Annotated in this window: 20 protein-coding genes; 6 read left to right on the top strand and 14 right to left on the bottom strand. The window is 54.9% G+C overall.

Going from position 1 to position 21331, the window contains the following annotated elements; genetic code table 11:
- The first annotated feature begins 334 nt into the window (after nucleotides 1-334).
- The gene (nrdD, locus tag AC0LWE_RS16805; protein WP_202668013.1) at nucleotides 335-2473 is read left to right on the top strand and encodes an anaerobic ribonucleoside-triphosphate reductase; all 2139 of its coding nucleotides are present in this window, start codon (nucleotides 335-337) and stop codon (nucleotides 2471-2473) included.
- 449 nt (nucleotides 2474-2922) lie between these two features.
- On the top strand, nucleotides 2923-3387 hold the full coding sequence (gene nrdG / locus AC0LWE_RS16800; RefSeq protein WP_059179990.1) for an anaerobic ribonucleoside-triphosphate reductase-activating protein: 465 nt from the start codon (nucleotides 2923-2925) through the stop codon (nucleotides 3385-3387).
- Nucleotides 3388-3420: 33 nt separating this feature from the next.
- On the opposite strand, the gene AC0LWE_RS16795 is transcribed toward nrdG, so the two are convergent.
- From AC0LWE_RS16795 to pmbA, 12 genes are all read right to left on the bottom strand, one after another.
- Complete coding sequence (locus AC0LWE_RS16795) at nucleotides 3421-5331, bottom strand: BglG family transcription antiterminator (RefSeq protein ID WP_219347124.1); 1911 nt, start codon at nucleotides 5329-5331, stop codon at nucleotides 3421-3423.
- 19 nt (nucleotides 5332-5350) lie between these two features.
- Nucleotides 5351-6496, bottom strand: coding sequence for a lactonase family protein (locus AC0LWE_RS16790; protein WP_219347125.1), 1146 nt, complete (start codon nucleotides 6494-6496; stop codon nucleotides 5351-5353).
- Nucleotides 6497-6814: 318 nt separating this feature from the next.
- On the bottom strand, nucleotides 6815-7555 hold the full coding sequence (gene dagF / locus AC0LWE_RS16785; RefSeq protein ID WP_219347126.1) for a 2-dehydro-3-deoxy-phosphogluconate aldolase: 741 nt from the start codon (nucleotides 7553-7555) through the stop codon (nucleotides 6815-6817).
- Nucleotides 7552-8670 (bottom strand): DgaE family pyridoxal phosphate-dependent ammonia lyase, encoded by a 1119-nt coding sequence (locus AC0LWE_RS16780; protein ID WP_219347127.1) that lies wholly within the window; start codon nucleotides 8668-8670, stop codon nucleotides 7552-7554. The genes dagF and AC0LWE_RS16780 overlap by 4 nt, the downstream gene beginning before the upstream one ends.
- On the bottom strand, nucleotides 8654-9787 hold the full coding sequence (locus AC0LWE_RS16775) for an amidohydrolase/deacetylase family metallohydrolase (protein ID WP_219347128.1): 1134 nt from the start codon (nucleotides 9785-9787) through the stop codon (nucleotides 8654-8656). The genes AC0LWE_RS16780 and AC0LWE_RS16775 overlap by 17 nt, the downstream gene beginning before the upstream one ends.
- Nucleotides 9788-9830: 43 nt before the next feature.
- Nucleotides 9831-10472 (bottom strand): DUF4310 family protein, encoded by a 642-nt coding sequence (locus AC0LWE_RS16770; RefSeq protein WP_059179984.1) that lies wholly within the window; start codon nucleotides 10470-10472, stop codon nucleotides 9831-9833.
- Nucleotides 10473-10485: 13 nt separating this feature from the next.
- The gene (locus AC0LWE_RS16765) at nucleotides 10486-11262 is read right to left on the bottom strand and encodes a DUF4311 domain-containing protein (protein ID WP_012015840.1); all 777 of its coding nucleotides are present in this window, start codon (nucleotides 11260-11262) and stop codon (nucleotides 10486-10488) included.
- A gap of 22 nt (nucleotides 11263-11284) precedes the next feature.
- Entirely contained in the window at nucleotides 11285-11584 is a 300-nt protein-coding gene (locus AC0LWE_RS16760; protein WP_059179983.1) for a DUF4312 family protein, read from the bottom strand.
- Nucleotides 11585-11586: 2 nt separating this feature from the next.
- A complete protein-coding gene (locus tag AC0LWE_RS16755) occupies nucleotides 11587-11949 on the bottom strand; it encodes an SFCGS family glycine-rich protein (protein WP_012015838.1) in 363 nt (120 codons plus the stop codon).
- 11 nt (nucleotides 11950-11960) lie between these two features.
- Entirely contained in the window at nucleotides 11961-12299 is a 339-nt protein-coding gene (locus AC0LWE_RS16750) for a glycine dehydrogenase (protein WP_096759565.1), read from the bottom strand.
- Between the two features lie 323 nt (nucleotides 12300-12622).
- Nucleotides 12623-13009, bottom strand: coding sequence for a cytochrome b562 (cybC, locus tag AC0LWE_RS16745; RefSeq protein ID WP_059179981.1), 387 nt, complete (start codon nucleotides 13007-13009; stop codon nucleotides 12623-12625).
- A gap of 93 nt (nucleotides 13010-13102) precedes the next feature.
- The gene (gene pmbA / locus AC0LWE_RS16740; protein WP_219347726.1) at nucleotides 13103-14455 is read right to left on the bottom strand and encodes a metalloprotease PmbA; all 1353 of its coding nucleotides are present in this window, start codon (nucleotides 14453-14455) and stop codon (nucleotides 13103-13105) included.
- A 94-nt stretch (nucleotides 14456-14549) separates the two neighbouring features.
- On the opposite strand from pmbA, the gene yjgA reads away from it, so the two are divergent.
- Nucleotides 14550-15101 carry a ribosome biogenesis factor YjgA gene (gene yjgA / locus AC0LWE_RS16735; protein WP_059179979.1) on the top strand — a complete coding sequence of 184 codons (552 nt, stop codon included), beginning with the start codon at nucleotides 14550-14552 and terminating at the stop codon, nucleotides 15099-15101.
- A gap of 304 nt (nucleotides 15102-15405) precedes the next feature.
- Entirely contained in the window at nucleotides 15406-16614 is a 1209-nt protein-coding gene (locus tag AC0LWE_RS16730) for an aldose 1-epimerase family protein (protein ID WP_202694634.1), read from the top strand.
- A gap of 57 nt (nucleotides 16615-16671) precedes the next feature.
- Here the strand turns inward: AC0LWE_RS16730 and mpl are convergent, their stop codons facing one another.
- Nucleotides 16672-18045 (bottom strand): UDP-N-acetylmuramate:L-alanyl-gamma-D-glutamyl-meso-diaminopimelate ligase, encoded by a 1374-nt coding sequence (gene mpl, locus AC0LWE_RS16725; protein WP_059179977.1) that lies wholly within the window; start codon nucleotides 18043-18045, stop codon nucleotides 16672-16674.
- 199 nt (nucleotides 18046-18244) lie between these two features.
- Here mpl and fbp point away from each other — a divergent pair, with 199 nt between their 5' ends.
- Both fbp and AC0LWE_RS16715 read left to right on the top strand, forming a co-directional pair.
- Nucleotides 18245-19243, top strand: coding sequence for a class 1 fructose-bisphosphatase (gene fbp / locus AC0LWE_RS16720; protein WP_174342688.1), 999 nt, complete (start codon nucleotides 18245-18247; stop codon nucleotides 19241-19243).
- Nucleotides 19244-19387: 144 nt separating this feature from the next.
- Nucleotides 19388-19690, top strand: coding sequence for a helix-turn-helix domain-containing protein (locus AC0LWE_RS16715; protein ID WP_059179975.1), 303 nt, complete (start codon nucleotides 19388-19390; stop codon nucleotides 19688-19690).
- Nucleotides 19691-19724: 34 nt separating this feature from the next.
- Here AC0LWE_RS16715 and AC0LWE_RS16710 read toward each other — a convergent pair whose 3' ends face one another.
- The gene (locus tag AC0LWE_RS16710) at nucleotides 19725-21293 is read right to left on the bottom strand and encodes a methyl-accepting chemotaxis protein (RefSeq protein WP_202694560.1); all 1569 of its coding nucleotides are present in this window, start codon (nucleotides 21291-21293) and stop codon (nucleotides 19725-19727) included.
- Nucleotides 21294-21331 lie beyond the last annotated feature (38 nt).

The following is a 21331-nucleotide window of genomic DNA, read 5'->3' as shown; positions in this document are numbered from 1 at the left end:
GCATGTTTTAGTTGAATAATTAATCAGAATTTTCCCGCCTAAATTTACAAACCCTGTAGTGCCCGTCGTTTGTACTCTCGTCCGTTTACTTTGTTCTGAATCAAAAAAATCGCAAACATCTTTGATGCAAATCACTACATATAGAACTTAAAATGCACACCGACCCTACATATTGTATTTTTCGTCTACTATTCCAACAATACAACGGCGCCGACGTCGGCCGGAGTTGTGGATAACACGGGTCGAAAACGAGGGAAGTGGCTGGAGCATCTATAAATCTGCTCAATGCATACTTCCCCACCTCTGTGGATAACCTGTTTTTAATGGAGTGATCATGACACCGCATGTGATGAAACGAGATGGCTGTAAAGTGCCGTTTAAGTCAGAGCGCATCAAAGAAGCCATTTTGCGTGCAGCTAAAGCAGCGGGAGTCGATGACGCAGATTACTGCGCCACCGTCGCAGAAATCGTCAGCCAGCAGATGAATGAGCGCAGTCAGGTGGATATCAATGAGATCCAGACGGCGGTCGAAAACCAGCTGATGTCTGGCCCACATAAACAGCTGGCGCGCGCCTACATTGAGTACCGCCACGATCGTGATATTCAGCGTGAAAAGCGCGGTCGCCTGAACCAGGAAATTCGTGGTCTGGTCGAGCAGACCAACTCGGCGCTGCTCAACGAGAACGCCAACAAAGACAGCAAGGTGATCCCGACGCAGCGCGATCTGCTGGCCGGGATTGTCGCCAAACACTATGCCCGTCAGCACCTGCTGCCGCGCGACGTGGTACAGGCGCATGAGCGCGGTGAGATCCACTATCACGATCTCGATTACTCCCCGTTCTTCCCGATGTTCAACTGTATGCTGATCGATCTAAAAGGCATGCTGACCCACGGCTTTAAAATGGGTAACGCCGAGATCGAGCCACCAAAATCAATCTCCACGGCGACGGCGGTGACGGCGCAAATTATTGCGCAGGTCGCCAGCCATATTTACGGCGGGACGACCATTAACCGCATCGACGAAGTGCTCGCGCCCTTCGTTGCTGAAAGCTTCAAAAAACACCGTAAAGTAGCCGAAGAGTGGCAGATCCCAGACGCAGACGGATACGCCCATTCCCGCACCGAAAAAGAGTGCTATGACGCGTTCCAGTCGCTGGAATATGAAGTGAACACGCTGCACACCGCCAACGGCCAGACGCCGTTTGTGACCTTTGGGTTTGGTTTAGGAACAAGCTGGGAATCGCGTCTGATTCAGCAGTCGATTCTGCGCAACCGCATCTCTGGACTGGGCAAAAACCGCAAAACGGCCGTGTTCCCAAAACTGGTGTTTGCGATCCGCGACGGTCTGAACCACAAGTTTGGCGACGCAAACTACGACATCAAACAGCTGGCGCTGGAATGCGCAAGCAAGCGCATGTATCCGGATATTCTGAACTACGACCAGGTGGTGAAAGTCACCGGTTCGTTCAAAACGCCCATGGGCTGTCGCAGTTTCCTTGGCGTGTATGAAGATGAAAACGGCGAGCAGATCCATGATGGGCGCAACAATCTGGGCGTGATCAGCCTGAACCTGCCGCGCATCGCGCTGGAAGCCAAAGGCAACGAAGACGCGTTCTGGAACTTGCTGGATGAGCGACTGGTGCTGGCGCGCAAAGCGCTGATGACCCGCATCGCGCGTCTCGAAGGCGTTAAAGCCCGCGTGGCACCTATTCTGTATATGGAAGGCGCCTGCGGCGTGCGTCTGAAAGCGGACGACGACGTTTCTGAAATCTTTAAGAACGGCCGCGCGTCGATTTCTCTGGGCTATATCGGTATTCACGAAACCATCAACGCGCTGTTTGGCGATCAACATGTCTATGACAGCGAAGCGCTGCGTGCCAAAGGCGTGGCGATCGTTCAGCGTCTGCGCGACGCCGTCGACCTGTGGAAAGATGAAACGGGCTATGGCTTTAGCCTGTACAGCACCCCGAGCGAAAACCTGTGCGACCGTTTCTGCCGCCTGGATACCGCCGAGTTTGGCGTGGTGGATGGCGTGACCGACAAAGGCTACTACACCAACAGCTTCCACCTCGACGTCGAGAAAAAGGTCAATCCGTACGACAAAATTGACTTTGAAGCGGCTTATCCACCGGTGGCGAGCGGCGGCTTCATCTGTTACGGCGAGTACCCGAACATTCAGCACAACCTTAAAGCGCTCGAAGACGTGTGGGATTACAGCTATCAGCACGTGCCGTACTACGGGACAAATACGCCGATTGATGAGTGCTACGAGTGCGGCTTTACCGGTGAGTTTGAATGCACCAGCAAAGGCTTTACCTGTCCGAAATGCGGCAACCACGACGCCGCGCGCGTCTCGGTAACCCGCCGCGTGTGCGGTTATCTTGGCAGCCCGGACGCTCGTCCGTTCAACGCCGGTAAGCAAGAAGAAGTGAAACGCCGCGTGAAGCATTTGGGAAATGGGCAGATCGGTTAACGTTGTAGCGCGATACTTTCCCCTCACCCTACCCCTCTCCCTCAAGGGAGAGGGAACCGATCGAGCGACGCGGTTACCCCGTTCCGTTAACAGGGTTGGAACCGATCGAGCAAGGCGTTTACCCCTTTCCCTTAACGGGGTGAGAACCGATCGAGCAACGCGTTTACCCCTTTTCCGTTAACGGGGAGGGAACCGATCGAGCGACGTGTTTACCCCGTCCCGTTAACGGGGAGGGAACCGATCGAGCAACGCGTTTACCTCTTTTCCGTTAACGAGGAGGGAACCGATCGAGCAACGCGTTTACCTCTTTTCCGTTAACGGGGAGGGAATCGATCGAGGGACATGCTTTTCGCCTTTCCCTCAAGGGGGAGCAACCCTCTTTCCCCCTCTCCCTGTGGGAGAGGGCCGGGGTGAGGGCATCAGACAGCACATTCTTTCTGGACACCGCTATGCGATATCACAACTACTACCCCGTCGACATCGTCAACGGCCCTGGCACACGCTGCACCCTGTTTGTTTCAGGGTGCGTTCACGAATGCCCAGGCTGCTATAACAAAAGCACCTGGCGGCTGAACTCAGGCCAGCCGTTTACCGACGAGATGGCGGATCGCATCATTGACGACCTCAACGACACGCGGATAAAGCGCCAGGGGATTACCCTTTCGGGCGGCGATCCGCTGCATCCGCAGAACGTGCCGGATATTCTCGCGCTGGTAAAACGTATTCGCGCAGAGTGTGCAGGCAAAGATATTTGGGTCTGGACCGGCTACCGGCTGGATGAACTGAGTGATGCGCAAAAGGACGTGGTTGATCTGATCAACGTGCTGGTCGACGGTAAGTTTGTGCAGGATTTAAAAGATCCGGCGCTAATTTGGCGCGGCAGCAGCAACCAGGTGGTCCATCATCTGCGTTAAGTGAAGGCGGATTGCGACTCTCCGCCCCCACCTTTAAAAACGACTCAAACTCTCCATCGCCACCGCGTTAAACTCATCAAAATCGTGACAGGCGCACAGCCGCGTCATTGCCCGCTCCCGCAGGAAAGTGACAAAAATATCGTAGATCGCCATCGCCTCTTCATACTCGCTTTTACTGATTGCCAGCAGGAAAATGACGTGCGCCGTTTCATCGCCCCATTGGATGCCCTGCGGGGCCAGCACGGTGTAGACCACCGTTTTTTGCGCCATCAGGCCGAGGGAGTGCGGTAGCGCAATGCCGTCGCCGAGCATGGTGCTGACAATCGCCTCACGCTCCACCACCGAGTCGAGAAATTCCGCGCCAACGAATCCTTCCGCTTCGAGCTGCAAACAGAGTTCCTGGAACAGCGTGCGCTGATCGACGGCTTTATTAATCACGCGGAAATGCGCCGCATCGAAATATTTCTCCAGCATCCACGGGCGTGTACGGTCCACCAGCACCAGCTTGCCGATCTGCTCCAGCTGATAATCGGTTGGGAACGGTGCAATCAAAACCACCGGTTTGGCCTTTTCGCTGATCCGCGCGGTCGAGATAACAAAATCTTCGCTGATGTTTTCCGCCAGTTCGTACTCGCGCAGCGTGACGGTACGCGTCACGTCTATCTGCGGATATTTGCGTTGCAGCACCGCCTCGATCATGCGCGCCATCGCGTTACCGGCATCACACACCAAAAGCACGCGCGGCTGACGCTGATAGCCGACGTTGTAATGGCGCTCCAGCCCGACGCCGATATGCAGCACCAGAAAACCAATTTCGTTTTCGCTGATGATATAGGGGGTGTATTTTCCCCAGCCAGAGACCGCCGCCAGCGTCATGTCCCACGCCATCGGATAGTGTTGCTTGATATTTTCCAGCAGCGGGTTGGGGATCATGATTTGGTAGCGCACGCGGGTGATCATGGTTTTAATATGCGTCAGCAAATCCGCGTGCAGCTGCGCATCGTTCAGCAGGTTGTAGTTATAGTGCGTGTTGATGTAGCGCAGGATGTAATTGACCAGCGCTTCGTCGTCGTCGGCGTTAATGGCGCTCGGGGCAATCTCCTGGATTTGACGGGACGCCAGATGGACGCACAGCCAGTTCTCTTCTGAGGGAGAAAGCGCTTTATCCGCCAGTTGCGAAATGGCGGCGGCGATATCCCGCGCGGCGGCGCGCACGTTCTCTTCCACATCTTCGGCGTTAAATTCCGGCAGCGGATAACCCTCGCTGATGCGCCGCACCGACACCGCACAGTACAGGCGTACAAACAGCTCGCCTTCATCCGTGAGACGAATGTGATGGCGCGTGAGCGTGTCGTGAAGCACGCCAATCAGTTGTTCCGGCACGCCGACATTCAGCGCGATTTCGGTGACCAGCGGATTCAGGCTGTCCTGCTGCGCCAGTTCCCACAGCAGATCGGTCAGACACGCGCGCACGGACATTTCGCTGCCGAAGAGTTTCATGCCGTGACGCGGGCGGGTTTCGAGCGTCAGATTGTAGCGGTGAAACCACTCACGCACGTCCACCATATCGCTTTGCAACGTGGCGCGGCTGACAAACCATTCATCAGCCAAATCTTCTAGCTTTAAAGAGAAGGCGGCAGTGAGAAATCGCACTACCAGGTAGTGCACTCGTTCTTGTCCGGTACGCGGGATACGCAGCGCGCGCGGACGGGAATCCTGCAATGATTGATAGCGCGCGGCATCGTCGATTTTAAGCTGGTAGCCGTTGCCTCGGCTCAAAATAAACTGCGCGCCGTGACTCGCCAGGAGCGCATTCAGGGCAGTGATATCAGCGCGGACGGTACGTGTTGAGACCGAAAGGCGCTGCGCCAGCTCGTCCTGCGGCAGCGTCTCGTTTTGCAACAAATCAAACAGTTGCGCTAAACGTTGGTTCGGAAATCGCACGTCGGTGTCCTCTTACGGCTCATGGCCCTGGTGAAATGACCATCTGGGATGGACTGCCAACCGGCGTGTAGTCCGGCTCAAAGCGTAGCTTACCGTCTGGCTCAACGCGAAAACGGGTAATGTTATCGCTACGCTGATTCATGACGTACAGCCAGCGCCCCTGATTATCAAGCGTCAGCGTGCGCGGGTAATCGCCACGCGTCCAGACATCGTCCTGATGCGTCAGCGTTCCGTCCGCCGTTACGGTAAAGTGCGCGACGCTGTTATGCAAACGGTTAGCGACGTACAGCTGTTTGCCATCGCGGCTCAACACCAGGCCCGCGGCAAAGCTGGTCCCTTTGTAGGCGTTCGGCAGCGCGGAGATCGTTTTACCCTCTTTTAGCGTTCCGGATGTGCTATCGAGCGAATAATGGGTCAGCGTCGATGCCTCTTCGTTAATCAGCCACAGCCCATCGCCTTTTGGCGTGAAGACAAAATGGCGCGGCCCCGCACCTTTCGAGGATGCGTTGATAAACGGCGGATCGTTCGGGGTGAGCTTTCCGCTGCGATCGTCAAAACGGTACTGGTAGATCCTATCCAGACCCAGATCGGTTGAAAAGACAAACTTCCCGCTCGGATCGGCAGCGATCATGTGCGCGTGCGGACCGTTATGATCGCTTATCGCAAAACTGCCTTCCACGGCGGCTTCGGGTGCGGCTGCGCCCGGTTCGCCCCGATCCTGATGGGTGTCCGTTGCCTCGCCGAGGCTGCCGTCAGATTTCACCGGCAGCACCGCAATCGAACCGCTGACGTAGTTTGCCACCAGCAAATGACGACCGTTTGGCGTCAGCGACAGATAAACAGGACCCGCGCCGCCTGAGGCGACCTGATTTAACGCGCTCAGCTCGCCGTTATCACCAATACGCAGCGCCTGCACCACGCCTTGATCCACTTCGCTCGCCAGATACAGCGTTTTGCCATCGTGCGAGACGGTCAACTGCGCGGCATTCGCCAGCGTGCTGGCCCGCGTTTTATGGTCGAGCGCGCCGGTTTGCGGATCGACGGTAAATCGGTACAGCCCTTCACCGTTCGGATTATACGTCCCGACCCAGGCGTACTGCGGCTGGGCAACGGCAGCCGTCGCCAGCAAAGAGAGTGAAGCAGCAAGCAGATGATGAGTGTGCATGGTGGCTCCTGTTGGATGGTGCGGTTTGTGTCCCCTCACCCCTGCCCTCTCCCAAAGGGAGAGGGAGAAAACAATCCCCTCACCCTATGGGTATAGGCAAAGAGTGCATCGGCACTCCCTCTCCTTATGAGCAGAAGGGAAAAGACCGCTCCGGACAGTCCCCTCTCCAAAAGGGAGAGGGAGAAAACAATCCCCTCTCCCTATGGGTATAGAGCAAAGAGTGCATCGGCAATCCCTCTCCTTATGAGCAGAAGGGAAAAAACTGCTCCGGACAATCCCCTCTCCCTTGGGGAGAGGGTTAGGGTGAGGGGCAAAATTCTACTTCACTAACTTCTTCGTGATATCCAGCAGCGTGCGGACATCTTCCGGGCGGGTGTCGCCGCTGGCTTTGTCGATAATCGAGCTGTAAATGTGCGGGATAATCTTGCTGACGCCCGCATCCAGCGCGATCTGCAGGATCGCCTCGATGTTCTCCAGATCGATACCGCCCGTCGGTTCCAGCCAGAAATCGTGCTTCGCGCAGGCTTCTGCCACCGCTTTGTACTCGTCGCGACACGCCAGGCCGCCCATCGGGAAGTATTTGATGGAGCTGCCGCCAAAATCTTTCAGCAGCGCAATCGCGGTTTCTACCGGCACGATGCCGTCCGGCGCGTTGCTGCTCAGCGGCCCGGTGGAGATTTTGACCATCCCGACCGTACCGGTTGGTGACACTAACCCGTTCACCACGGAATCATTTTGTCCCAGCAGCGCGCGGCTGGTCGCCACGCCGGTAAACACCTGATTAACGTGCTGCGGCTGAACCTGGCGGGAGATTTCGCTGACCATCGCCGACTGATTGGGATCGCCCGCGCCAAGCCCTACAGAGAGTGCGTTATCAATCAGCGCGGCGTACTCGCGCATATCCGCGACGGCGCTGTCCACATCAGGATAATTTTTAGACAGCACGCCCACCAGAACATGACCTTCAGCCGCCTCGTAAATCGCACTGGCATTCGCTTTTGAACCTGCCAGAACGTTCAGGCACACGCGATCACGGTAAAAATTGGGGGTTAATTTCATGCGTTTTTCTCCTGGCCTAATACTTCGCGGATGCGGCGATAAACAATTTCTAGCTGGTCGGCGGTCACGCTGCGCACGTCCGCTTCGATAATCCCTTCGTTGGCCTTGTAGCCACGGAAATAGATAGCGTATTCGCCCTGCTTGAGCGCGTTCACCAGATCGCCGGTGCCCACGCCGGTGGCGGCTTCGTCGAATTTGATTTCGCTACGCGCGATATCCCGTCCGGCGCTGTCCCAGACCACGCGGGCCGTCACGCCGTTTAAGGTATTCAGTGCGTCAATAAAGGGGGTCATTTTCGCGACCATTTCAGCGCCGCTCTCTTTGGTCGCCGTCAGGTAATGTTCGATAGCGCAGGTCAGGCCCAGAATGCCTTCTTTACCCACTTTCATGGCGCGGCCAATGCCCGCCGTCTGGCGTTTCACCCATTCCACATACTGCGTTTTGCCGATCACCAGGCCGCTGGTTGGCCCCTCGATCGCCTTCGCGCCGCTGTAGATAACAAGATCCGCGCCGGAGCGGTAATAGACATGCAGATCTTCTTCCGCTGCTGCATCGACGATCAACGGCAGATCGTGTTTGCGCGCAACCACCGCCGCCTGCTCGACGCTGAGCATGCTTTTCTGCACGCAGTGGTGAGACTTGATGTAAAGAATGGCTGCGGTACGCGGGGTGATCGCCGCCGCAAGCTGATCGGCGGAGCATTCGTTGGCGTAACCCGCTTCGACCATTTTGCCGCCACCGAGCGCGACCATTGTGCCGACCGGTGCGCCGAAGTTGACGTTGTGACCTTTCGGCAGCACGATTTCGTTGTTCTCAATGGGCGTGACGTGCAGGTTTTCCAGCAGCCAGTCGCTGTCTTTCACCAGCACCGCGGCCACGGACTGCGCAATACCCGCCGAGGCGCAGGAGACTACCGTTGCGCCTTCTACGTCCAACAGCTTCGCGATGTATTCACCGGTTTTATTGACCAGATCTTTCATCTCGAAATACTGATTCATGCCGTCCATCGCCGCCTGCACCACTTCCGGACGCGGGGTGGAAACGCCCAGGGCCGTCATGCGGCCGGAGGTGTTGATCACCTGTTTTAAATGGTATTTCTCATAAATCGAAGGCATGTTCCGTGCTCCCTTGTTCGGTCATGTAGCCCTTGCCTGCGCGGATCGCGGCAAGCGGCAGCAAAATATGTTCAGCCTGCAGGCTGTCGTTTTCAGCATCTACCAGCAGCGTCGGCTGGCGTTTTACGGTGAACAGCGTCAGGTCGGCATCCAGACCCGGCTGAATGCGGCCTTTTTGCGTCAGACGCAGGCCGTCGGCGGCGTTGGCGGTCACGCACTCGATCACCTGCGGTAGCGACATGCCAATGGCGAGGAATTTCGACATCACGCTGGCAAGGCTCCCCACCGGCCCGTTGAGGCGGTTGCGGCAGTAGATATCCGAGCTGATGGTGTGCGGCAGAATACCCATTGCGATGGCGCGCTTCGCCACCTCGAAGCTAAAACTCGCCGTGCCGTGGCCGACGTCAAGGCGCACGCCGCGCTTCAGCGCGCTGGTGACGGACGCGCGCAGTTCGCCCGACGGCGTAAGAATGCGGTTCGGTTTGCCGTTGTAGCAGTGGGTGATGATGTCGCCAGAACTCAGCAGATCGGCAATTTCATCGAGGTTTGGCGGATTATTGCCGATATGCACCATCAGCGGCAGGCCGCCATTCTGCTGCTGCATCTCTTTTGCGCGCGCCAGCGGCGTGATGCCGTTTTCACCGACCACGCTGCTGCTCATGCGGGCTTTTAGGCCAACGATAAAATCAGGGTGGCGCTTCACGGCCTGCTGTACCGCATCCGCATCGATATTGGCCATGTTCGCCAGCTCGTTTTGAGCGATCAGCCCGACGCGGGAAATATTCAGCAGCGCGAAAACCGCCGTGCTGGCTTTGCGGGTAATTTCGTAGAAATCGTCCACATCGTCGGCACCGGTACTACCCGCGTCCACGACGGTCGTGACGCCAGTCGCGATACCGACGCTGTCCGGCTCATCATGATAAATCGGGGAGTTGGGGTAGCAGTGAACGTGAGAATCAATCCAGCCCGCGCTGACAAACACTTCGCCGTTCAGCTCGACGGTTTTGTGTGCGGGAGCGTTAATCTCACCCAGCGCCGCAATTTTGCCGTCCTGAATGGCGATGTCAGCCAGCGTATCGTCGGTGAGGCGCGCGCGGCGCAGGAGTAAATCAAACATAAACATCTCCTGAGAAAGCGAGCGCCGAAGCGCCCGCCGGGTATTAAAGGGCCACCGGGAACAGCGAACCCAAAATCATTGCGCCAAGGATCGCGCCACCGGTAATCGGCTTCTGCCAGAGGTAAAACAGCAGCGCGCCAATCAGAGAACCAATACCAATCGGGATAGAGGCGGTCATCGCGCTGAGGATAATCAACGGGCCAAGGAAGCGGCCAGAGGCGTTACCCGCGCCCATCATCACGTCCGCCCCGTAGGTGGAATCGCTCTGGTTGATGGTGAATTTACGCGCCAGGATAATCAGGTAGCCAATCGCCAGCCCAATCACCAGACCGGTGGCCAGCGAAGCCACAAAGTTAGCCACCGGGAAGACAAAGCCCGCGCCCAGCAGCAGCGCCGGAACGCCGAGGCCAACGCCCGTTTGAATCGCCCCGCCGATATCCAGAATGCCCACCAGCGAGCCTTCGATGATGCGCGCAAACAGGAAGCTGGCACCAAACGCCGCCACTGCGCCGTAAACGCCGGTATCCATGCCCGCTTTTAACATCGCCACGAAGGCCACTTCGTTAAACGCGCCGATGCCGTACAGGTAGAACATATGCGTCCCGGCGAAAACGCCGGATGAGAGCAGGCCAACGAAGATCGGGAACGACCAGTCGGCATACCAAAAACCTTTATTCTGTTCCATGTTGAGGCTCCTGTTATTTGCCGCTGAGCGAGCTGTGGATCATGTCGAGCCAGTTCGGCACGGTCAGATGGAAGGATTCGATCATCTTCATATCGAAGCCACGGAAGAAACCACTCAGCACGAACAGCAGAACAATCGCCACCATCATCACTTTGGTCACGCGGTTCCAGCCGCTCTCTTCGACGCCTTTACCAATCAGAATGCCCAGCACCAGACCCGGTACGGCGTTGCCCATAATCAGCTGCGCCGCGCCGCCAAAAACGGTGGCCCAGAAGCCGGATTTTTTACCCGCGTCGATTGCCGCCAGCCAGAAGATGACCGGCATGACGGTGTTGACCAGCAGGTTCGCCGCAGGAACCAGCACCTTCACGGCTGTGACCTGAAGCGCCGCCGGTACGGACGAAGCAGTGAGGTTTAAGAAGGTGACCACGAACATGCCGATCACGCCGCAGGCAATCGCCATTTTGCGTGGATCGTGCAGCGTCTCACCGACGTTGCGGTTTTTTAACATCAGCGCCGCGGCGCCCCAGTTAGGGATGATGCGATGGTCAACGTCCTGCGTGAAGGCCCCCGCCGCCACTGACGATGCCCAGGCGTTGAAGAAGAACCCCAGACCAAAGGAGAAGTGAGACGCGGGATCCCCTTCACAGGAGTTCAGTTCCCCCAACGTACGAAATGCGCCCATACCCTGTGTGGTAGGCGCATGAAACATGCGTGCAGCCCCGGCGCCAACGCCGACGCCAACCAGGCCGCCGATGATGAGCGATTTTATTAATATTATCAGGAACATTCGTCTGCCCTATTAGTGAGAATCAGCGTTGCGTGACAAAATCCACCCGATCAAGATTGATGGCAGTCACGTTGACGGTCACGTCCAGCTCCACGCTGTAAGTGCGTCTTTCCCGGCGCAAAAAGAAGAACAGAAACGCTTCTTTACGCACCGCTTCTTGCGCCTGAACAACCTGCACATCCTGTGGCTCAATACGCAGTAAGATATGCGGCGATGCGTTCATCACCGCGGCCTGTACGTGGTTTAGCGCGTCGGCAAAGGCGCGCGTTTTGGCGTCACCTTTGCCCTTCACTCTCACCGTGGTGGTGAATTGCTCTTTCATGGTTACGCGCCGTACTTTTTCAGCCAGGCCTGCACCAGTCGCTCGCCCAGCTCTTCTTTATCCATAAAACCAAAACCCAAAACGTTGTTGCCTTCGTTGATGGCAGTGACGCCCTCTTCCACTGAACGCATACCGTATTTAGCCTTGTAGCCATGTTTGGTTTGCGCTGTGATGGCACCCGCACCGCCGCTGCCGCAGAACGAGATCCCGAATGTGGCGTTTTCCGCTTTCATCACGTCGCCCAATTTCATGTCCGCCGCCACGCCGGGTACGACAACCGCACGGCCGCCGGCCTTTTCTACACCGATAGCCACTTTCTGGCCTTTACCAAGACGATCGCCGATCACGACTGTAATTTGTTCCATTGTGTAGCTCCTTAAAGGTTGTCTTTAGCGACTTCGAAGTGAACGGAGAGCAGCCAGGCTTCTTCATCAGGAAGATTGCCGAACTGCGCGACCACTTCGCGGGCAAGCCGCATTGAATCTGCTGAAATTTCGTCGAACAGGTCAGCTTCGACCTCTGGCAGCGGTTCGCCGGTCACTGACCGGTGTGCCATTGCGCGAACGTGTGACGTCAGCATCTGCCGCTGGACGTCATTGGGAATGATGTTGTGGCGAGCAAGCAGGGAATAGACCTGCTCGAGCATGGTGTTTGCGAGCGTTTCAGTTTGCGCTGCCTGTTCCCCAACGTCGTTCATTACCGCTCCGTTAATCACTCGTCTTACCCCGTTAATGGCTCTGGGATAAAACTAACGCTGGAGGTTAAAGGTTTGTAGCGAGTTGTTTTCCACTTCGAAGTGGAAAGGAAAGCGGCACCAGTGATCTGTTCCACATAATTACGGTGAATATGTATTATCAACTGGATTTACGTGATGAATGTCACGTGATTCGGCGGTGAAAGGTCAGAAAGCAGAGTGGAAAGATTTACGCGCAAGGTCGTAAAGTGTGACGCGGATAAGGTTTTCTTATTACGTTGTGGCAAACAAAACGGGGGCAATACGCCCCCGTTGATTATTTTGCCGTCTGGCTTAGCGTGCCATTAGCGGAATTTTTTGTGGTTTTCGTTGCGGGTGGCAATGAATCCGTCAGCGGCGGCCTGGGCTTCTTTCACCTTGCCTTCGTTGGCAAGCTTCAGGGCACCGTCGATCTGGCCGACCAGCACGTCAAAACCGTGGCGATAGTCTTTCATTTCAGCGCTGTCTGCGGCTTTGTTTTCCAGCTTCGGTGGCGTCGCTTTTTGCGCATCGAGTGCGGCGACGCGCATTTTGGTCAATGCGTCTTTCATTTCCGTCGCATTATCCGTTTTCTGGACCACTTTCAGGTTGGTACTGAGCGTGTTCATATCATCTTCAAGATCGGCGGCAAACCCAGCAGAACTGAACACTAACGACGACACAGCAAGAATGGCTAACAGGTTTTTACGCATTGCTCACTTCCTTTTTTATTATGAAAAATAAGCTAAATACCCTAAATAATTCGAGCGCAGCCAACGCATCTGCCACGTGAAGTATGACGGGTATTATTGACCCGCGATTTTCATCTCGGGTAACAGCACTGAACCACACTGTATATTGCTACGTGTTTCAATATCGTTACCGACCGTAACGATATTGCGCCACATGTCTTTTAAGTTACCGGCAATGGTGATTTCGCTCACCGGATACTGAATTTCACCGTTTTCAACCCAGAAGCCGGCCGCACCGCGAGAGTAATCGCCGGTGATCCCGCTGACGCCCTGGCCCATCAGCTCAGTCACGACCAGGCCGGTGCCCATTTCTTTGAGCATCTGTTCAAAGTTCAGGCCCAGGCCTTCGATGCGCCAGTTGTGGATGCCGCCCGCGTGGCCGGTACTTTGCAGACCGAGCTTGCGCGCAGAATAGCTGGTCAGCAGCCACTGCGTCAGAATACCGTCTTTAATGATGTCGCGACGTTCTGTACGCACGCCTTCGCCGTCGAACGGCGTCGACGCCAGCCCTTTCAGCAAATGCGGATGTTCTTCGATGGTCAGCCATTCCGGCAGAATTTGTTGCCCCAAAGAGTCGAGCAAGAACGTCGATTTACGATAAACCGCACCGCCCGCAATTGCGCCGACCAGATGACCAAACAGCCCGGTCGCCACTTCGTTGGCAAAAATCACCGGCGCTTTCATGGTGGACAGTTTGCGCGGAGACAGGCGTGACAGCGTGCGTTTTGCACACTCTTCACCGACCCACTCTGGCGACTGCAAATCGCCCATCGCACGGCCAATGGTGTAGGCGTAATCACGTTCCATGTCGCCATTTTCTTCAGCGATAACGCAGCTGGAAAGGGAGTGGCGCGTAGAGCTGTAGCCCTGCAACATGCCGTGGCTGTTGCCGAACACTTTGATGCCGTAGTGGCTGTTAAAGCTGCCGCCTTCGGTATTGGTGATGCGTTTATCCGCCTTCAGAGAGGCCTGTTCGGCGCGCGCGGCAAACTCAATGGCTTCGTCTGGAGACACTTCAGCCGGATGGAAAAGGCTGAGATCCGGCGCGTCAAACGCCAGCAATTCTTTATCCGCGACGCCTGCATACGGATCGGGTGAGGTATAGCGCGCAATATCCAGCGCAGCCTGCACGGTACGGGCGATGGCATCCGGGCTGAGGTCAGTCGATGACGCGCTGCCTTTGCGATTCTGGTGATAAACCGTAATCCCCAGCGCACCGTCACTGTTAAATTCCACGTTCTCGACTTCACCGTAGCGCGTGCTTACGCTGATACCCGTGGTTTTGCTGACTGCTACTTCCGCGCCGTCTGATTTCCCGGAAGCCAGCATCAACGCTGTGGAGACCGCTTCTTCCAGAATCTTACGCTGCGCTTCAACTTGTGAGGTTACTTTCATCGCAAATGCCATACTGTAAGAGATAGTTATCTGAAGTCTAACAGAGAACCGTTTTTCAGTGCGCGTCTTAACTGGTAACATTAGCCTCTTTTTTAAGGAGCCTGACATGACTAAGCAGCCCGAAGACTGGCTCGACGACGTTCCCGGTGATGACATCGAAGACGAAGATGATGAAATCATCTGGGTCAGTAAAAGTGAAATTAAACGTGACGCCGAAGAGTTAAAACAACTTGGTGCGGAAATGGTAGAACTGGGAAAAAACGCGCTGGATAAACTCTCGCTCGACCCGGATCTGCGCAGTGCCATTGAACTGGCCCAACGAATCAAAAAAGAAGGCCGTCGCCGCCAGCTTCAGCTGATCGGCAAAATGCTGCGCCAGCGCGATGTTGAGCCGATTCGTCAGGCGCTGGATAAGCTGAAAAACCGCCACAACCAGCAGGTTGCGCTGTTCCATAAGCTTGAGCAAATTCGCGATCGTCTGGTCGACAACGGTGACGATGCCGTCGCAGAAGTCTTGAACCTGTGGCCTGACGCCGATCGCCAGCAGTTGCGTTCATTAATCCGTAACGCGAAGAAAGAGAAAGAAGGGAATAAGCCGCCGAAATCTGCGCGTCTGATTTTCCAGTATCTGCGCGAACTGGCTGAGAACGAAGGCTAATCCTCTCACGCTAACTCATTGATGGGTTAGCGTCATTTTTTCCTCTCCCGTCCCTTCCCCTGACATGACATCGTCTTTTTTCTACGCGCCCTTAATGCTGAATCGTTAAAGCAAAAACCCTCTTAATTCACACTTATTTTTGCAATTAACGCAGTTCATTACACAATTATCGATCATTCCGCACACTCCAACGAGAAAAAACGCTTAATTCGCCATCAGGTGAAACGCATCACACTTTCACTTTTGTTAAGAATCTAGATTTGCCGGTGAAAGAAATAATCGATTCAGCAAAAAGGGGAGAATGATGAAAAAAACGTTGGCTTTAACCGCACTGGCCTGTTTAATTTCCGCGCCTGTCATGGCAAAAACATGGGTGCTGACAAGCGCTGATAGCGCGACGGAACTGGGTAACTGGAAAGTGACCAGCAATATGCTGAAAGTGAAAAACCAAAACTTCAGCATTGAACAAAAAGTCCTTCATGGCGGCAAACAGGAAGGCAGCAAAGTCATTATTATCACCAGTAAAGACGGGTTGACGATCGCGTTAAGCCCTACACGCGGCATGAATTTGCTGCACGTTGAAGGCTACGGCGTGCGGATGGGTTGGGATTCTCCGGTCAAAGAGGTGGTCAACCCGGCTTTCATGAACCTTGAAAGCCGAAATGGTCTGGGATGGCTGGAAGGTTTCAACGAAATGATGGTGCGCTGTGGCTACGAATGGACCGGGCATCCCGTCACTGCAGACGGTCAGATTTATACGTTGCACGGGAAGGCAGGCAATACGCCAGCCTCGCAGGTGGAAGTCGAGGTGAGCGACAGCGCGCCATACGAAATTCGTGTCCGAGGTCTGGTAAAAGAAAGCACGTTCAAAAAAGCCGATCTGCAGACCATGACTGAACTGCGCTATGTTCCAGGCAGTAACAGCTTTGCTCTTCACGATGTGCTAACCAATCACGCTGATTATCCGCATGACTATCAGATAATTTATCACAGCAATTTCGGTAAACCGATTCTGGAAGCAGGGGCGCGGTTTATCGCACCAATGGCAAGCATCAGCCCATTCAATGATTACGCCAAAGCGGGCTTAAAAGAGTGGCAAAACTATGCAGGGCCAACGAAAGGCTTTGATGAAATGGTGTTTAACATCAAACCGCTGTCGGATGAGAATCACCACACCACTGCCGCAGTGATTAATAAAGCAGGCGACAAAGGGGCGGCGATTCAGTTCGACACCCGCCAGCTGCCTGTTTTAACGCTGTGGAAAAACACCGACACTGAAAAACAAGGCTATGTCACCGGGATTGAGCCGGGCACCAGCTATGCCTATCCGGTGACCATCGAACGGGAACAAAAGCGCGTGAAGCAGCTGCAAGCCGGTCAGAGCACGCAGTTTGATCTGACTTACACGCTGCTTCACACCTCGGGTCAGGTGGATGACGTTGTGAAGAAAATCGGTGAGATTCAGGGCAGCACCCCGATTGAGGAGATTGAAACGCCTATCGCCAAAGAGTAAGCGTTATTGCTTGTCAGGCAAGTTCACCCGGTAGCGCAACGCTACCGGGTCGTTTGATTACTCTTCGGCCTGGGCTTTCTTCGCCAGACCGTCCAGCAGCTTCTGATGAATTCCACCAAAACCGCCGTTGCTCATCACCAGAATGTGATCGCCCGGCTGCGCGGTTTTAATTACCATATCCGCTAAGGTGTCGACATCCGCATGCCAGTGCGCAGGCTGAATGCAGGCGTCAGCCACTTCCGCGACCTGCCACGGAATGTGCTGCGGTTGCAGGAGGAACACTTCGTCAGCGCGGCCGAGAGACGGTGCGAGATCGTCTTTGCTGAGCCCCATTTTCATGGTGTTAGAGCGCGGTTCGAGCACCGCCAGAATGCGCGCCGTTCCGCCGACTTTGCCGCGCAGTGCCGCCAGCGTCGCCAGAATGGCCGTCGGATGATGGGCGAAATCGTCGTACACCGTCACGCCATTGGCTTCACCGCGCAATTCAAGACGACGACGCGCATTGATAAAGGAGCCCAGCGCATCGGCCGCGTCGGCAGGCTTGACGCCTACATGACGCGCCGCAGCAATCGCCATCAGGCCATTGTGCATGTTGTGTTCACCGACCAGCGTCCATTTCACTTCGCCGACTTTTTCACCGTCCAGCCACACTTCCCACTCGGATGCGTCAGTTGTCAGCTTCTTCGCCTGCCAGTGGCCCTGCTCGCCCACCAGCTCCTGCTCGCTCCAGCAACCCATCGCGATAGTCTGTTTCAGATTGATGTCGTTCTCAGGGTAGATAATGCGGCCTTGCCCCGGCACGATACGCACCAGGTGATGGAACTGTTTCTGAATGGCTTTCAGGTCGTCAAAAATGTCCGCATGATCGAACTCAAGGTTATTGAGGATCAGCGTGCGCGGACAATAATGCACGAACTTGGAGCGTTTATCGAAGAAGGCGCAGTCGTATTCGTCGGCTTCAATCACAAAGAACGGGCTTTCGCCTAAGCGAGCAGAAACGTCGAAATTGCCCGGCACGCCGCCGATCACAAAGCCCGGCTTGTAGCCGCAAGCTTCCAGAATCCAGGTTGCCATCCCGGCCGTCGTCGTTTTACCGTGCGTACCGGCAACGGCCAGTACCCAGCGGTCGCGCAGGACAAAGTCATGCAGCCATTGCGGGCCGGACATAAACGGAATATTGCGTTCCAGTACCGCTTCCACACACGGGTTACCGCGCGTCATGGCGTTGCCGATGATAACCAGATCCGGTTCGACGTCCAGCTGGCTGGCATCATATCCCTGAATGAGATCGATCCCCTGCTTCTCAAGCAAGGTGCTCATTGGCGGATACACATTGGCGTCCGAACCCGTCACCTCATGGCCCAGAGAGCGCGCCAGCATTGCCAGTCCGCCCATGAAAGTGCCACAAATCCCTAATATATGAATGCGCATACGTCACTATTCCTCTTCTATTTGGCGCACATTTTACTCACATGTCAGCGTCAGAGAAACGCATTTCAGGTAAATCCGTATTTTGCTGGCGCGATTCACCACTGCGCTAATATTTGAATGTTTGTTAAGATTGTTTGAGATTGACCGCTTTAACCATCATTCGATCGCTTTACTCAACATACGATGCAGGGAAAGTGTTATGAAAACGTTAGGTGAATTTATTGTCGAAAAGCAGCACGAGTTCTCTCATGCTACGGGTGAACTCACTGCTTTGCTGTCGGCGATAAAGCTCGGCGCAAAGATCATCCACCGTGATATCAACAAGGCCGGTCTGGTCGATATCCTGGGTGCCAGCGGTGCCGAAAACGTTCAGGGAGAGGTGCAACAAAAACTCGATCTGTTCGCCAATGAAAAACTGAAAGCTGCACTGCGCGCACGCGACATTGTCGCGGGTATCGCCTCTGAAGAAGAAGATGAAATCGTCGTTTTCGAAGGCTGCGAACACGCCAAATATGTCGTGCTGATGGATCCCCTGGATGGCTCGTCTAACATTGACGTCAACGTATCTGTTGGGACGATTTTCTCCATTTATCGCCGCGTCACGCCGGTTGGTACAGCCGTGACGGAAGAAGATTTCCTGCAACCGGGTAACAAACAGGTTGCCGCAGGCTATGTGGTTTACGGCTCATCAACCATGCTGGTGTACACCACGGGTTGTGGCGTTCACGCCTTCACGTACGATCCGTCGCTGGGCGTTTTCTGCCTGTGCCAGGAGCGTATGCGTTATCCTGCGAGCGGCAGCACTTACTCCATTAACGAAGGTAATTACATTAAATTCCCTAATGGCGTGAAGAAGTACATCAAATTCTGCCAGGAAGAAGATACGCCGACGCAGCGCCCGTACACCTCGCGCTATATCGGCTCGCTGGTGGCGGACTTCCACCGCAACTTGCTGAAAGGCGGCATTTACCTGTACCCAAGCACCGCCAGCCACCCGGACGGGAAGCTGCGTCTGTTGTACGAATGCAACCCGATGGCGTTCCTGGCCGAACAGGCAGGCGGCAAGGCGAGTGACGGCAAAGAGCGTATTCTGGATATTACCCCGGAAAGCTTGCACCAGCGCCGCTCTTTCTTTGTCGGTAACAATCATATGGTTGAAGATGTTGAGCGTCTGATCCGCGAATTCCCGGACGCCTAACGTTTTATCACGGGGAGCCTGCTCCCCGTTTTTTATTTATATATTTTACCGTATAAATGAATATAAAAATCGCGCTTTAATCTTCCCGCCTACTCCTGCATTATTTCGATAACAGTTTATTATTTATTCAGGGGAGTCGCCGTCATGACGCAAAACTTTTGTCGTGCAAATACCGGTATCGATCTAAATCTTATTCCAGTGTTTATTGAAATCGTCAGATGCGGCAGCATGGCGAAAGCCTCTGTCCGCCTTGAGATGTCGCGTCCTGCGGTCAGTCTGGCGTTAAAGCGTTTTAATCAACTCTTTGATGAGCCTTTATTTGTTCGCAAAGGTTTATATCTTGAGCCCACAAAAAAAGCGCTGGAATTAACCCATTCGCTGGAAAAATTAATGGCGGATATTCATCACAATATTGGTGCAGTAAACGCTGAGGTTGAGATGGTATAAATCCTGGCGCAGATAGCACCAGGATTTATTATTATTACGCCGCTTGTGAAGTCAGTTTAAATGACGACATCGCTTCAATTAATTCGCGCGACTGCTCTTCTAAAGAGCGCGTCGCCGCGGAGGATTGTTGCACCAGTGCGGCGTTTTGTTGGGCAGTTTCGTCCATCTGATTCACCGCGATATTCACCTGCTCAATGCCGCGGCTTTGTTCCTGAGACGCACTGGCGATTTCTCGCATCAGTCGGGTCATACGCATCACTTCGGTGGCGATCTCATCCATCGTTTCGCCCGCCTGTTGCGCCAACTCGCTGCCCTCGTTAACGTGGGTCTGTGAGGCGCTGATCAGCGTGCGAATCTCTTTCGCGGCGTCCGCGCTTCGGCTGGCCAGATTACGCACTTCACCCGCCACCACGGCAAATCCCCGCCCCTGCTCACCGGCTCGCGCCGCTTCAACGGATGCGTTAAGCGCCAGAATATTGGTCTGGAACGCAATACCGTCGATCACGCTAAGAATGTCGGCGATACGAGCTGAGCTACCGGAAATATCACGCATTTTCTCAATCACATAGCAGACCATTTCACTGCCGTGATCCGCCGTATCAGAGACGGTTTTCGCCATCTGGTGCGCCTGTTCAGCGTTATCGGCGTTTTGTTTCACCGTCGCGGTGATCTCTTCCATGCTCGCCGCCGTCTGCTCAAGAGAGGTCGCGGTCGATTCTGTACGCTGGGCCAGATCCATATTGCCCGCAGTCAGTTCACGGCTGCCGGTGTCAATCTGCGAGCTGGCATCACGGACGCGCAGCACAGATTCCATCAAAGACTGACGCATCCCTTCGATCGCCGCATTCAGGCGATTAAACTCCTGGCTCACAGGCATATTCAGGACATGCGTGAGATCGCCTGCGGCCACATTTTCCAGCTGAGCAATAGAAGCCGAAAGCGGCTTGAGCAGCATATGGCGCAACGACAGCCAGGCCAGCACGATAATCCCTGCCGTAATAAGCGCCGCGATCACGATCAGCAGCATTACGTGGTTTTTACTCGACTGCACCGCCTGCACTTCTGCATTTCCGCGCGCTTCGCTCCATTTCTGAAACGCCTGCATGTCGTTATCAAACTGACGCGCCACCGGGATCAGCTTATTTTCCAGCAGATCGTAATAGGCATCAGAGCTTTGCTGATTCAGGGCCGCGATCATCGGCGTGATCCCTTGCGCGTTGTAAGCAGCCAGGCTTGCCGCGACTTTATCCAGCAACTGCTGGCCCTGCGGATCCGAGACTCCACCGTCAATCACCGCTTTTAGCGTTTTCTGCGCCTGCGTGACTTCTTTATTAATGCTTTGCACCGATTTAGCGGCGTCATCCAGCATGCCGATCTCCATCAATCGGACGGCCTGACCGGCTTCGTTTCGGGCGCGTAAAATCAGCGTGTAGCCCGAATTGAGCTGCACCATCTGTTCACCCTGAAGGTGATTAATACGCTGCAAAGAAGAGGAACTCTGGGTAAGGGCATAAATACCGATACCGCTGACAATCAGCAGAAGAAGGGTCATCACGGCCAGTAAAGAAAGCAAGCCGGTACGAATCGATAGCGTTTTAAGCATGATGTTATTTCCGGTAGCGAGATATTTTTTGGCACAAC

The organism is Lelliottia sp. RD5 (genome assembly GCF_056032945.1).
This window is presented reverse-complemented; position numbering and strand designations above follow the sequence as displayed.